This is a genomic window from Paenibacillus chungangensis (assembly GCF_042675905.1).
Lineage (GTDB): Bacteria > Bacillota > Bacilli > Paenibacillales > Paenibacillaceae > Pristimantibacillus > Pristimantibacillus chungangensis.
This window is the reverse complement of the sequence record NZ_JBHTJZ010000023.1, coordinates 16,672-30,101: the sequence shown is the minus strand read 5'-3', so window position 1 is coordinate 30,101 and position 13,430 is coordinate 16,672. Positions and strand designations below refer to the sequence as shown.

Genomic DNA, 13,430 nt, shown 5'->3' with positions numbered 1-13,430 from the left:
AAACGTTTCATTATGGAAAGGTAGGAGGTAACGTGTCATTATTCAAGTCTAATCGGCTGTTTAGCGCCAGGCCCATCTTGTTCTTTTCGTTCATCATGCTTCTCAAAAGTTACTTGGCCTGGATGGTTATCTTCGAGGGGGGACCCTCTTGGACAACCTTGCTCAAGGAGCTGCCATTCGCACTGGTCGTCTATAGCCTGATCGAGTGGTTCGCCAGCAAACGTAAGCTCCTGTATTATTTAATCGCCAATCTTCTCATGACTACTATTCTATTTGCTGTCATCATGTATTACAAGTATTACGGCGTCATCGTCACTTATTTCGCATTGGCACAGGTGAATCAGGTGACAGCGGTGAAGAACAGCGTATTCTCGCTGATGGATCCGTACTTCCTGTTCATCTTCACCGACATTGTCATTATTGCCATTCTTATGATGCGGCGGAAGAAGACAGACGAGTGGAAGATGCTAAGCATGAGAAAAGAGCATAGAGGCGTCATTCTGGGAGTGCTCTCGGTATCTCTCATGCTGTGCCTATTCAACGTGCTGCCCAATCGGGCCAGCATGAACGAGATTGTGAAAGCGGAACAGATGGGCATTCTCAACTATGAAGCCTATACGCTACTGTCCAGCAAAAACACAGAACAGATCGATTCCAATCAAATTACACAGGAACGCATCCAACAAATTAAAAAAATAAATGAATCGGCGACGGCGCCGATATTGCAAGGTACCGCAGAGGGCAAAAACCTCATTATTATCCAGATGGAGTCCATGCAAAGCTTCCTCGTAGGACTTGAAGTGGACGGACAGGAAATCATGCCGAACTTCTCCAAGCTGGCCAAGGAGAACCACTACTTCAAGCACTTCTATCAGCAGGTCGGTCAGGGCAATACGTCCGATGCGGAATTCGTCGTCAATACGTCGTTCTACATCCCCCCGCGCGGCGCGGCTACCCAAATGTATGCCGGGAAAGAGCTGCCAAGCTTGCCGAAACTGCTGAAGGAGAAAGGCTACGATACAACGACGTTCCATACCAATGTGGTCGAATTCTGGAATCGCGGGGAGCTGTATAAAGCGCTTGGGTTCGACCGTTACTATGACGCCGAGTTCTTCGGCGAAGAAGATACCGTATTCTTCGGCGCTTCCGATGAAGTGCTGTATAAGAAAACGATTGATGAGCTGGATCGGATGGGAGAGAGCGGCAAGCCGTTCTACGCGCATGTCCTCTCCATGACTGCACACCATCCTTACACCATTCCGGATGACAAGCATCTGATGACATTGCCAGAGCGCTATGAGGATACGCTTGTCGGAGATTATCTGATGGCCCAGCATTATGCCGATTACGCGCTTGGAGCGTTCATCGAAGACTTGAAGCAGCGCGGCATATGGGACAACAGCTTAATCCTGCTGTATGGCGATCATCTGGGACTGCCCATCTATTCGTTGGACCGGGATGACAAGGAACTTATGCAAGAAATATATGGCGGTAAGGAATATACCTACAACGATATGATCAACATTCCGCTTGTCATCGTTAACCCCGGCCAGACCGAGCCGCAAATATTCGAGCAGCTTGGCGGACAAGTGGATCTGCTGCCGACGATCGCCAATCTGATGGGCTTGACGCTCGATAATCAGATTCACTTCGGGCAAGATCTGTACAATCAATCAGCGTATAACATCTTGCCTCAGCGCTATTATTTGCCGACCGGTTCCTTCCTGAGCAGTCAAGAGCTGTTCCTATCCGGCAGCGGCTTCGACGACGGCAAGCATTACCCGCTTACAGGGGACGGCAACTCACAGCAGGAGACGACGGAAGAAGAGTATACGAGTGCACTTGAGCTGCTGAAGCTGTCAGACAGCTATGTGAATCAGCTTCCGGACTGGAAGACCGAATAACATTAAGCCCCCCGCTTCTTATGGAGCGAGGGGCTTGTTTGTTGCCGCACCTTTCAGAGCGATCCTGCATACCATCATACAACTGCACTTATTCGAATTGCACGGCTGCAGAACAATCATTAGTCTCCTGGAACCATATTCCGTTCCTGCTGCTACTTTTCATCGCGTTTCGGTGTTTAAGTTTGCGAAGGCCTATATGAAGGAGAGCTTAACATGCTACAAAGAAGCAAGTCGCATCGCACAATGTATGCGCTTACTATAATATACGTGCTGTTGATTGCTGTTGGGGGACGGCTTGTTTTTGCATGGCCCGACCGCAAGTATATGGGGATATTGAACAATGACAGCTTCTATATGATGGGCTGTGTCTGGAGCGTCCTTGGTCTGATTCTGATCTGCACGTTCCTCCGGACGTCCAAGATCAGGAAATGGCTGTTCACCTATATGATTACCCTCATCATCTTCGGCACGCTTGCCGCTTATTACTATAACGACCTGCCCAAATACACGTATGAACAGGCTGCGGATACTGTCGCAGCTTCCGCCGCTCTGTCGGGGCAGCGCGTGCAGCTGCAGCTGCCCCGTTACAGAAGCGACATGCTCGCTATCGGGAGCGACACGTCTATGAAGACGACAAGCCATTCCTATTACATCTACCTGCTCGTTGACGGCAAGCAGGTCGCATACCGCTTCAGTCCGCTGAACGGCGCTTGCGAGCAGATAGACCATTCAGCAAGGTGGCCGGAAGAAATCATCTCCTCCGAGGGCCGATAGCTCCCTCAGCCTACAGCACCTTCAGCCTTCGCTTGCCGGGCCGTTATAGCCGCTTGCGCGGCGGCAATCCTCGCCAGAGGCACACGATATGGCGAGCAGCTCACATAATCAAGCCCCAGCTCATGGCAGAAGAAGATGGACGCCTTATCCCCGCCATGCTCGCCGCACACCCCCGTCTTCAGCTGTGGCTTCACGCCGCGTCCGCGCTGTACAGCCCACTGAATCAGCTCTCCGACCCCTTCCCGGTCCAGCTCCTGGAATGGATTGGCCGGCAGCAGCTTCTGCTCCACATAAGCGGTCAAGAACTTCCCTTCCGCATCGTCTCGGCTGTACCCATAGGTCATCTGGGTCAGATCGTTCGTGCCGAAGGAGAAAAACTCCGCATGCTCCGCTATCTGATCCGCAGTAATCGCCGCACGCGGCACTTCAATCATCGTGCCGATGCGATAATCGACCGCTGCCAGCTCATCGCCCAGCACAGCTGTCGCTGTCTCTTCTACCAGCTTCCGCAGCCGCTTCAGCTCGTTCACATGCCCGACTAGCGGAATCATAATTTCCGCCTTCACCCTGACTCCCTCCTGCTGGCAGCTCTTCACCGCCAGGAAGATCGCTTCCGCCTGCATGGCATAAATCTCCGGGAACAGAATGCCCAATCGGCAGCCGCGCTGGCCCAGCATAGGGTTGACTTCATGAAGCAGTCTGACCTTGCGAATCAGCCGCTCCGTCTCCAGCAGCTGCCGCTTCACTTCCGCCAGACGCGGATCCTGCTTCTCCGCTTGCTCCAGTCGCTCCGTCTCTTGCCGCTGGGCGCTCTGCTGCTTCAATAGCTCGCCCAGCTCCGGAAGAAATTCATGCAGCGGCGGATCAAGCAAGCGGATCGTGACCGGCAGATCATCCATTGCCCGGAACAGCCCTTCGAAGTCGCTCTGCTGCATCGGCAGCAGCTGATCCAGCGCTTCCTTGCGCTCCGTCATTCCCTCGGCCAGTATCATGCTCTGCACGACAGGCAGACGCTCAGGAGCGAAGAACATATGCTCTGTACGGCACAGTCCGATGCCTTCTGCGCCGAGTTCCCTTGCTTTGGCCGCATCGTGAGGCGTATCCGCATTGGTATAGATACGCAGATCGCGTACTTCGTCAGCCCATACCAACAGCTGCGTCAGTTCGGCGGATATCTCCGGCTCCTTCAGCGCGACATGCCCCCGGATGACTCTTCCCGTCGCCCCGTCGATCGAGATCCAGTCCCCTTCCTTCACGACTTGCTCCCCGGCCGCGAACTGTCCATCGCCGATACGAATGGATTCGCATCCGCACACGCACGGCTTGCCCATGCCGCGAGCGACGACGGCTGCGTGACTGGTCATGCCTCCCCTGCTGGTCAGAACCCCTTCGGCTGCCAGCACGCCGTGAATGTCCTCCGGCGTCGTCTCCTGCCGGACAAGAATGACCCTCTTGCCGTTGCGGGCCGCCTCATCTGCAGCATCGGCATGGAAGACTGCTTGCCCCGTCGCCGCTCCAGGCGAAGCCGGCAGACCTGTTGCTATTACATCCAGCGCAGCTTCCGGATCTATCGCGCGATGCAACAGCTGATCCAGATGCTCCGCCTCTATGCGCAGCACCGCATCCTCTCGTGTAATGACGGCTTCCGATGCCATGTCCACCGCGATCTTCACTGCCGCCTGCGCTGTCCGCTTGCCGCCTCTTGTCTGCAGAATATACAGCTTGCTTCTTTCCACCGTAAACTCAATGTCCTGCATATCTCTGTAATGGCGCTCTAATCTGTCCGCCGTAGCGCTCAGTTGAGTGAATACATCTGGCATATCCTTCTCCAGCTCGCAGATTGGCAATGGCGTGCGAACGCCTGCTACAACGTCTTCCCCTTGCGCATTATGCAGGTACTCGCCGAACAGTTGCTTCTCTCCTGTAGAAGGATTGCGGGTGAATATAACGCCTGTTCCGCAATCACTGCCCAAGTTGCCGAACACCATGGACTGGATATTGACCGCAGTGCCTTGCTCGTCAGGGATGCGATGGATACGCCGGTAGATTTGAGCACGCTGATTGTTCCAAGAAGCGAACACCGCTTCCACCGCTAGCCGCAGCTGCTCTTCTACTTGCTGCGGGAACGGCTTTCCGGCCCGTTCCACGACAATTTGCTTGAACTGCCCGATTAATAGCTTCCACTGCTCCGCCGATACATCGCGATCTTCTTCAATGCCAGAATCTTCCTTCAGCTTGTGCAGCTTGCGCTCGAACCAGAGACCTTCAATTCCGAACACCACATTGCCGAACATCGCAATCAGCCGGCGGTAGCAATCGTAAGCGAATGCCTCTTGTCCCGTAAGACGGCCAAGCCCTTGCACCGTCTCATCGTTCAAGCCCAGGTTCAATATCGTATCCATCATACCCGGCATAGAGTTGACGGAGCCTGAGCGTACAGAGACCAGCAGAGGGTTGTGCGGATCGCCGAAGCGTTGTCCCTTCTTCACTTCCAATGCCTTCATCGCATCGCCGATCTCCCCGAACCGCTCATCCGACAGTTTCCCCCCCGTCTGGAAGAACTCCCGGCAAGCCTCGGTGGTCACTGTGAAGCCCGGGGGAACGGGCAGTCCCGCTGTAGTCATCTCCGCCAGATTGGCGCCTTTGCCCCCCAGCAGCTCGCGCATGCCGGCATGGCCCTCTTGGAAATGCAACACCATTCTCCCTGCAACGATAGCCGCTTGCTCGCCGGACGACAGTTCCAGACCGGCTTGCCCTTGTACGCCCTGATTCATCGTTTACCCTCTCCATCCCTTTATGATGTTTCATACGACAATTGTTGAACTAAACATCCCAGTATGTCGAATATTATAACGTCACATAAAATGAAATCACCCATCAACTCCCTTATATATGACGTTATATAGATATATAGTGTACTATATTAATATCACATACACATATATGATGCAATATATTTTTCAGATATGTTGAGTCACAAGCTTCCCCGCTCGTACTTCGGACGTTCCATATGACGCTACCGTTCAACGCCTCCGGTCGATGCTTTTGTGCGACGCTACCATTTCACATCTCCGTTCGATGCTTTTGTTCAACGCTACCGTTCCACATCTCCGTTCGACACTCTTACGGTTGCCCTCGCGCTTATTCGTCTCAAATTCCACTTTTTCTTCTGTAACGGGCGCTATGAAGCCTATTTCTCGCGGTGACATCGGATATCGCACTTTTCGAGTCACATAAGCGCTCCGGCAACTGTTAGCCCGCATATCCGCCTATTTCGAGTCAATTAAGCTCTGTGGCAACCGTCCCTCGTATTACAGGAGCGGCAAGTGCGCCCTGCACCATACCGGTGACAAGTCGGCCCCAGTTTGGACTAGCGCATCATTCCCTAAACAACGAAAAAAGGACACCTGGAGGCGTCCTGAGATAGCTCAACAGACTGTGCTCTATTCCACCTTCTTTTCAACCTTCCGTTCCTTATCCACATCGCCAATCCTATTATGCGCACATCCTCTACTCCGATGAACTGCCACTTCACTTAGAATTCCCTTCATTCCGTCCGCTATTCGGCGAAATCCGATATCATTGGGATGAAGTCCGTCAACATAGGCATCAGCGGCTGCTTCTTCATTAATCAATTCTCTCCCGTCAACGAGAAATACCGCCTTATCGCCCTGCAATCGAGCCCTCTTGTACGTTCCTTCAATCACCTCCCGCATCCCGTTCAGACGACGAGCGGCCTCGAGGTTGAAGCGCTCACAAGACTGCACATAGGGAGTCGCCATTACAATCGGAGTGCCTGGACGCTTCGTGCGGAGTATGCGGTAGAATGGCTCATATACAGATTCCAGCTCATCTGCAGTTGATAAGTTGACGTGAAAATCAAGCACATAGCATGACGCATCGATGTCGGCCAGCAGCTCGCTCATGGCGGACTCTCCCCTCCCGCTCCCGTCAAAGCCCATGTTCACGATGTCACAGCGCAGCTCGCGCGACAAGATAGCCGCATAGTTGTTGCCCGGACGGCTTGCGCAAGCGCCTTGTGTAATGGAGCTGCCATAGAAGACGACGGGCTGCTCTACGGCATACGGGACAGGCTCGAACAGTTCCGCATCCGTATCGATGCCAATATCCAATTCCACAACCTCGTTATACGTTGGCAGGTAGAGCGTAAAAGACCTTCTTGCAGCGGCAATTCCTTCGAAAAAGCAATGCTCGTAGCCACTGTCAACTTCCGCTGCCGCCGCTGAAGTCCCCCAATACTTCTCCTCGGGTCCGTCAACGTACAAATCAATTCCGCTATGGCCGATCGTGGACATATCGAGCATAGACGGCAGTTGAAGATACCTCGCTCGAATGCGCAACGTCGTAGTCGTGCTGGCGAATCTTAAACGGACACCGCTTGGCATCCGTCCCAGAGCAAGCACCTTGTTAGGCAGACGCCCAGCGGCCTCGGCTCTCTCCGGCAATCTGGCTAGTCGCCCTCCATTCTCCTCCAGCCATGGCAATCCATGTATGCGCATCCTACCACTGCCGCCAGACACAGCTATCCAATTCAACATGCTGCTCACCCCCTTATCCGAAGCCTCACCCAGCGTATACTGCTCAAGCCATCCTCACTGGCCCAGAATGACACCAGCAGCTCGCCATCATGAAGACGGCAGATGGAAGGCGCACCGAACTTCAATATCGCAAAATTATGCGCCATATCCTCGCTGTCGCCCGTCAGTCTGCCCGGCCGTCCCCACAACGGCGCTTCCGCTTGCACTTCCCATGCCTCACCTTCCAAATGAATCAGTGCGGCCCACAAGCCGGGCTGATCCGTACGACGGTATACGATAAGCAACTGTTCCTCATCCATAGCCAGCAGACAGACGGTCTGTCCCTGCATCCCCGTCGAGCGGGCAGCCCCAAAAACCGGACCTTCTTCGCTCAGATGCCCCACCGCGTAATGAATCGGCAGATCGCACCCATGCTTCTCGTCATACACCCAAGCCGCGGCTACAAGACGTCCGTCGCCCATTTGCTCGATTTTGGACTCCCAATAAATTTTATCCCCAAGCGGGTCCTTCATGACATCGCTATAAACCGGCCAGGTAACGCCATTGTCGAAAGAGCAGAAGGCCACCGCCTTCATGCCGTTAGGGCAGCTGCCGTCCCATCCCCTCCAGGTCGAGGTCGGCAGCAGCCATCCGCCACTCTGCAAGGGAAGGATAGGCGACGTCATCTCGAAGCTCGGTCCGACAAGCGGGGGATCAATAACTTCCGGCCCGTCCCATGTACGCCCTCCATCCCGTGATCGCCATAACTGCAACTCCACCTCCACAAAGCCCAGATTGGCGGGATTCACCAATCCTTCATCCCTGCGCGACCGGTTATGCCGGATCGTGAAGGCTACCACTTCCCCGTCCGCGCCGTGTGACAAGCGGCTGACATACGAGGCATCTTCGTCTATTGTCTCCGAGCATATGGGACCTTCCAACGTCCAGCTCTTCCCCCCGTCAACAGAACGGGCAATGTTCGTGCGCAAGTCCGCAGATTCGAAAGCCTGGCCGATGCTGAAAGACGCTAACAACTCTCTCCCCTTTAATTGGATAACAGAAGGAAAGTAAGCGTGTCTGCTGTACACATGCGGCTTCGGATTACTATATATCAATCCGCTTCCGGTTACTTCTATGATGGCTTCCATAATACTTCTCCTTCCTTAGTGACTCTGTCCACCATTCCGTCATACCGATGAACGACTGCAGTCAGCCAGGCTTTCTTGGAGGCCCCCGCCTCCAGCCACATAGCCGCATCGTCGGCTATCGCCCGTTCAAGCACCGGCACAGCGGAAGATTGAGGCTCCAGCGCCATGCCTCTTACCCGTCCGTTGTAAGGCGCAGCCTGTTCCCCACGACTCTCCATCCAAAGCCATACATACGGGAAAGCCTCGCCGTCCCAGCTTAAGCCAATACCGGTCTCCAGACGTTCGTTATAGACGCTGCACCAATGCTCCTTCATGCCGTCGGCAAACACCATCTCGCTGCATGGCCCGGTCGGGAAAGCCGTTAAATCAACCGTTCCTTCCGTTCTTCCCGGCATAGCCGCTAGCGTGCCCGCTGCAGACGGATGCAATCTGCTGGTAGACGAATCGTACTCCTCCCTCTTGAACACTCGGCATGCGGGGAGTTGAATGGTGCAGCGCCCGTCCAGGAAAGCTCCGCCGAAGGTCACATGATGCCCCCAAAGGTACGGCAGACGCTCTTGTCCGATATTCGTCACACACTCATGCAAATACAGGCTGCCGCTGTGACTTGTCATGCCAATCGTTCTCTCCAGCCGGAACGGCAGCACCCCGCTCTCCGTCCACATGCTAACTTTGATTCGGCTCGACGTATGTTCCACAATCTTATAATCCCATCGCCGGTGCTGGATATCGCCATGCTTTGGTATCGTCCTGCCATTATAGCCGCACGCCTTGCCCGCATTTGGGAACAACTCGTACCACCCTCCGACATCATATCGCAACGGTCCTCGAGGATCTTTATACAGCAAGTCGATTCCTGTTCGTTTATCCAGCAGCTCGATAATATGAGCGCCGTGCAAGACGCATACCGTTATCCGAATCGAATCGTTCTCCAGACGCAGCATGGGCACGTCGTTTACTAACACTTCCTCTATGCGGCAGCCCGTCTCTCTCCCCTCGCTTCCGCCGCTCATAGCGATTCAACCACATCGCATAACCGATGGTATCCGTCCAAGAGCATACCCAAGTCCGAACCGGACCAGACAATATTCATGCCTTGCTCATGCCAATAACGGATATCCTGCTCGCTTCCCATGAACATGCCGCAGGACAGTTGATGCGAATCGCATAGCCGAATGACTTCATGCACCGCTTCCATGAATCGGGGATGGCGGAAGTCGCCCGGAATGCCCATCGATACCGATAAATCGTAAGGACCGACAATAACGCCTGCCACCTCCCCGGTTGCCAGCATGGTATCCAGAGTCTGTACGGCCGCCATGGACTCCACCTGAATGAGAATGAGCTTCTCGTCGTTATAGAGGGACAGCTTGTCGGTCAAGTCGTCCACCGCAAAATCATAGCCGCCTACTCCCTTCCTGCCTCGGGGCGGCAGCCTTACGATATCGATCACCTCTCTCAGCTGCTCCAGACTCTCAATTCTAGGAATAAGTACGCCGTCTGCGCCAAGATCCAGCGCTTTCGACAAATGCGCATAGCCGATATCGGGCACACGAACGAACGCGGTCAACTCTGTCAAATTCGCCGTCCGCAGCAGCGCTTCCAGCTCGGACCAGTCGTAATGATTGTGCTCCATCTCGAACACGGCAAAATCAAGCCTGCGCTTCCTGAGCAATGGAACAAGCCCTGTCCACGTCATATAGGAAATCATCGTTCCAAACAACAGCTCCCTATTCCTCAGCTTTATCACTGTCCCACTCACCCCATAACCTCCTCTCACATGTCTAACGGCTCAAATATCCTCTATTCAGCTTGCACACGAATGTATAGCTGGGAGCTATATATCTCGTACAGCGCCCCTCTACCGTCGCGCCAAGCAAAATATAGGCATGGCGCTCGCTGTATCCATGTTCATCGACAAGCCATTCCAACATATCCCGGAATGCGATCTCGTACGCTTCCTTCTCTAATCTGGAACAGGCCGCAGTCATTATATAGTCGTCATTCACTATACGTGGGCCTGCGAGCGGCTTACTCCGCTTCTCCACCCTCACCGTCATTGTGACCTCGCTTCGCACTTCGACTGCGGAGGCCTCTCCGTCAGACTGGCGGGCATGCACGTCGCCCACATTAAGCATCGCCCCTTCCACCAGTACAGGCAGATAGACCGTAGCGCCTGGAGCAACCTCCTGAATATCCATATTGCCCCCGTAGAATCCTCCTGCAATATGCGTCTCGATCTTGTCGCCCAATGTAGTGCCTAGCGTTCCAATCATAGGTTGTACTGGTACGTCTATTCCCGGCAAGAGCTGAATAGCCCCTTCACGGATGCTGACGGTATGGGCGAATATGTCTCCGAAGATCGGCTTTGAGATCGCAGGAAAGATGCTTTCATCGGTTTCAATCGCCATATATCCCAGCGTACTCGGCACTATTTGCTCTATGGTCACAGCCAGGGCATCACCCGGCATCGCCCCCTCGACCGCAATGCATACGCACGGGTTCGCCCCTTTCGTCTTGTCCGGGCTCCATACATCCTCCATACTATGCAGCCAATCGCCGGTGGCCAGCTCGGTTACTACGACGAACGTTTCACCGGAAGCAACGGTCGCGCTGGGCCGGTTATACCTGTCGTTATTCATATACAAAACGGAACGGTCAATACGTCTCATCCTTGCCCTCCCTTCTTCTTATCCATCTCCTTATTCCTGCTTTCCTTCTGCGCTTGACGATACTTGCTGGGCGTTGTTCCATAATGCTTTCGGAACACTTTAATAAAGTAGTAGGTATTGTTATATCCGACCTCTGCGCTAATGACATCCAGCTTCTTGCTTGTCGACACCAATAACCGCTCCGCATGAGCAATCCTTTTCTCCGTGACATAATCCGTGTAGCTTCGTCCAATGCCGTTCTTCAGCAAGCGACTGACATGGGAAGGATTGAATCCCGCATAATCCGCCACATCGACAAGCGACAAGTCCCGATTGTAATGCTCGTCAATGAAAGCCACAATTTTTTGCACATCTTTATTCACATTCTCGTCTGCTCCCTCCGCATAACAGAGGATAATTTTTTCAACCAATGCGGACAACGTGGCGAGCAAATCATCCCTGTTCGTTTTGTGCAGCAGCTTGTCGTACAAGTCGGCATCGGCTTCCAGAAGCGCATCCGTATCCAGCTCCAGCGTCTCTGCAGTCCTGAGTATGCTGCTCAGCAGCATCTGTACAGCATGCTGCAGCTTGGAATGGCTGAGCTCATGCCGCGGGTTCGTCAATTCCTCCACAATCGTCGCCAATAGAGCTAAGGCCGCTTCGCCATTCCCGGAAGCAATGAGATGATTGAGCGCTTTCTCCTTCTCGACGGGGTAATGGTAGCTGTTGCCACCTGCCGTGCACAGCTCCTCGTAGAGGATAATCTGCTTGTTCCCGTATGCCAATCTGCGCTTAAGCGCTTCCTCGGCCTCATGATAAGCCCGATTAAGCTCCATAATATCCTTGCAATAAGCGCCAATGCCGATAGTCAAGTCCAAGTTGCTGCTGCGCCCGATTTCCTCCCTCGCCTGCTGCAGCTTCCTGTACAAACTGTCTCGCTTATCTTCAGCAATATGGACGACCAGACATAGACAGTCATTGATCTCCGCACTGAAGCCGAGATAGTCGCTTAGCGTCTCCTTCATCCACTGCTGCACGTACAAACTTTGTACTTGCTTTCCTCTAAAGTGCTCGGAACGCTCCCTGTCTGAGGATTCGATATGGATGGCGGCAAGCACCAGATTCCCTTGCGGAATGTGCAGCGCAAGCTCCTCCTGCTTGGCAAGCAGCTCCTTCCTGCTAAAGGAGCCGTATTTGATCAACTCATATTTGAACATCGTTTGCAGCATAGGCAGATGCTCAGTGAATTTCTTTTGCAGATCGAACTTTTCGTTATAGATGCTTTCGAATCGGCCTTCCAAATAACCGAAGTCATCGAACTCTTTGAGTGTTTCCGATGCATCCGTCTTCTGTTTGATCATCTGCATAAGCCGGAGAACAGGCGAATACAGCCTGCTGGACACATAAGGAGATAGCCCTGCGATGACAAGCAACATCAGCACGCAGGCAAGCAGAATCATATTGGTCGTCCGTTTCATGTTGCCATAATACGATTGCAGATTTTTATGATTGATGAATGTCCAGCCCAGCTTGTCGGAGTGTACCCACGTGAGCAAATAATGTTTGTCGTACAGCACTGACCCGCTCTCCTCCCCCTCCATCAGGTCCATCGGGATTGTCTTCAAGCGGTCGATCGAGGAGCCTTCGCTGCTAATGAACATATCGCCGTCGCCAGTGTACAGATAATAATCGTCACGCCCTGCTGACATTTTTTCAATTGTACCTGCATACAGTTCGTTCATGTTTACGTTGACGATAAAAGCATTATTTTTATTGAAGGTTCGATATAGCAGTGTGACGACATTTTTCTCAATGCCATTCCCGTTCAGCTTGCGCACATTCATGCGGACGAACATGTCACTTCCTTCCCTCACCGTATCCAGCCAGGCGACGTCGTGGAATTTGTCCATTTCATACTGCAGCCCGTCGGAAGTGAGCACCATTGCCTTTTCTTCGTCATAATAATAAATCTCATCGATATACCGGTTGTTCATATGAAGCGCGGACATCATTTTGATCATATTCTTTTTGAAGTACAAGTACTCATTCAACCCGTTCAGATCATGAGCGAACGTATGAACCGACTTATTCTCGTATGATATTGCATTAAATACATTCTCATAATCCTTGGTCGTACTGCTGGTAGGCAAGTAGCTGGCCTGATAAAAAATCTGGTTCATGATCATCTCGAACGCTTCCTTGGAGTTGTTCAGCACATATCGGCTCCAGATGTCCATCTCCTTCTCCAAGCCGTTCTTAACGTTGTAATAAGACAGCGCGCCCAACACCAGCACCGGCAATACGGCGGCCAATGCAATATAAAAAGTCAGCGTGCGGCGAAAGCTTCTTCTCGTTCTTACGAGCCGACTCTTCCGCCATACTCTATTCAGCATCTTCGCCACTCCCTTCGCTACC

Annotated in this window: 9 protein-coding genes; 2 read left to right on the top strand and 7 right to left on the bottom strand. The window is 53.1% G+C overall.

Annotated features, from left to right (window positions below; all coding sequences use genetic code 11):
• The first annotated feature begins 32 nt into the window (after nt 1-32).
• Together ACFQ2I_RS14720 and ACFQ2I_RS14715 are read left to right on the top strand one after the other, a co-directional pair.
• A complete protein-coding gene (locus ACFQ2I_RS14720) occupies nt 33-1,904 on the top strand; it encodes an LTA synthase family protein (protein ID WP_377565255.1) in 1,872 nt (623 codons plus the stop codon).
• Nucleotides 1,905-2,117: 213 nt separating this feature from the next.
• The gene (locus ACFQ2I_RS14715) at nt 2,118-2,678 is read left to right on the top strand and encodes a hypothetical protein (protein WP_377565253.1); all 561 of its coding nucleotides are present in this window, start codon (nt 2,118-2,120) and stop codon (nt 2,676-2,678) included.
• A gap of 5 nt (nt 2,679-2,683) precedes the next feature.
• Here ACFQ2I_RS14715 and ppdK read toward each other — a convergent pair whose 3' ends face one another.
• From ppdK to ACFQ2I_RS14680, 7 genes are all read right to left on the bottom strand, one after another.
• The gene (gene ppdK, locus ACFQ2I_RS14710; RefSeq protein WP_377565251.1) at nt 2,684-5,452 is read right to left on the bottom strand and encodes a pyruvate, phosphate dikinase; all 2,769 of its coding nucleotides are present in this window, start codon (nt 5,450-5,452) and stop codon (nt 2,684-2,686) included.
• Nucleotides 5,453-6,121: 669 nt separating this feature from the next.
• Nucleotides 6,122-7,237, bottom strand: a complete 1,116-nt coding sequence (locus ACFQ2I_RS14705; RefSeq protein ID WP_377565249.1) for an SGNH/GDSL hydrolase family protein — start codon at nt 7,235-7,237, stop codon at nt 6,122-6,124.
• A gap of 5 nt (nt 7,238-7,242) precedes the next feature.
• Nucleotides 7,243-8,364 carry a sialidase family protein gene (locus ACFQ2I_RS14700; protein WP_377565247.1) on the bottom strand — a complete coding sequence of 374 codons (1,122 nt, stop codon included), beginning with the start codon at nt 8,362-8,364 and terminating at the stop codon, nt 7,243-7,245.
• The gene (locus ACFQ2I_RS14695; protein ID WP_377565245.1) at nt 8,349-9,377 is read right to left on the bottom strand and encodes a DUF4432 family protein; all 1,029 of its coding nucleotides are present in this window, start codon (nt 9,375-9,377) and stop codon (nt 8,349-8,351) included. The genes ACFQ2I_RS14700 and ACFQ2I_RS14695 overlap by 16 nt, the downstream gene beginning before the upstream one ends.
• Nucleotides 9,374-10,126, bottom strand: coding sequence for an HpcH/HpaI aldolase family protein (locus tag ACFQ2I_RS14690; protein ID WP_377565243.1), 753 nt, complete (start codon nt 10,124-10,126; stop codon nt 9,374-9,376). The genes ACFQ2I_RS14695 and ACFQ2I_RS14690 overlap by 4 nt, the downstream gene beginning before the upstream one ends.
• Nucleotides 10,127-10,148: 22 nt before the next feature.
• On the bottom strand, nt 10,149-11,036 hold the full coding sequence (locus ACFQ2I_RS14685; RefSeq protein ID WP_377565241.1) for an acetamidase/formamidase family protein: 888 nt from the start codon (nt 11,034-11,036) through the stop codon (nt 10,149-10,151).
• On the bottom strand, nt 11,033-13,408 hold the full coding sequence (locus ACFQ2I_RS14680) for a helix-turn-helix domain-containing protein (protein WP_377565239.1): 2,376 nt from the start codon (nt 13,406-13,408) through the stop codon (nt 11,033-11,035). The genes ACFQ2I_RS14685 and ACFQ2I_RS14680 overlap by 4 nt, the downstream gene beginning before the upstream one ends.
• Nucleotides 13,409-13,430 lie beyond the last annotated feature (22 nt).

Excerpts from the sequence above, each read along its gene's own strand:
- ACFQ2I_RS14715 (WP_377565253.1), top strand. The coding sequence starts at position 2,118 with ATGCTACAAAGAAGCAAGTCGCATCGCACAATGTATGCGCTTACTATA.
- ppdK (WP_377565251.1), bottom strand. The coding sequence starts at position 5,452 with ATGAATCAGGGCGTACAAGGGCAAGCCGGTCTGGAACTGTCGTCCGGC.
- ACFQ2I_RS14705 (WP_377565249.1), bottom strand. The coding sequence starts at position 7,237 with ATGTTGAATTGGATAGCTGTGTCTGGCGGCAGTGGTAGGATGCGCATA.
- ACFQ2I_RS14700 (WP_377565247.1), bottom strand. The coding sequence starts at position 8,364 with ATGGAAGCCATCATAGAAGTAACCGGAAGCGGATTGATATATAGTAAT.
- ACFQ2I_RS14695 (WP_377565245.1), bottom strand. The coding sequence starts at position 9,377 with ATGAGCGGCGGAAGCGAGGGGAGAGAGACGGGCTGCCGCATAGAGGAA.
- ACFQ2I_RS14685 (WP_377565241.1), bottom strand. The coding sequence starts at position 11,036 with ATGAGACGTATTGACCGTTCCGTTTTGTATATGAATAACGACAGGTAT.
- ACFQ2I_RS14680 (WP_377565239.1), bottom strand. The coding sequence starts at position 13,408 with ATGCTGAATAGAGTATGGCGGAAGAGTCGGCTCGTAAGAACGAGAAGA.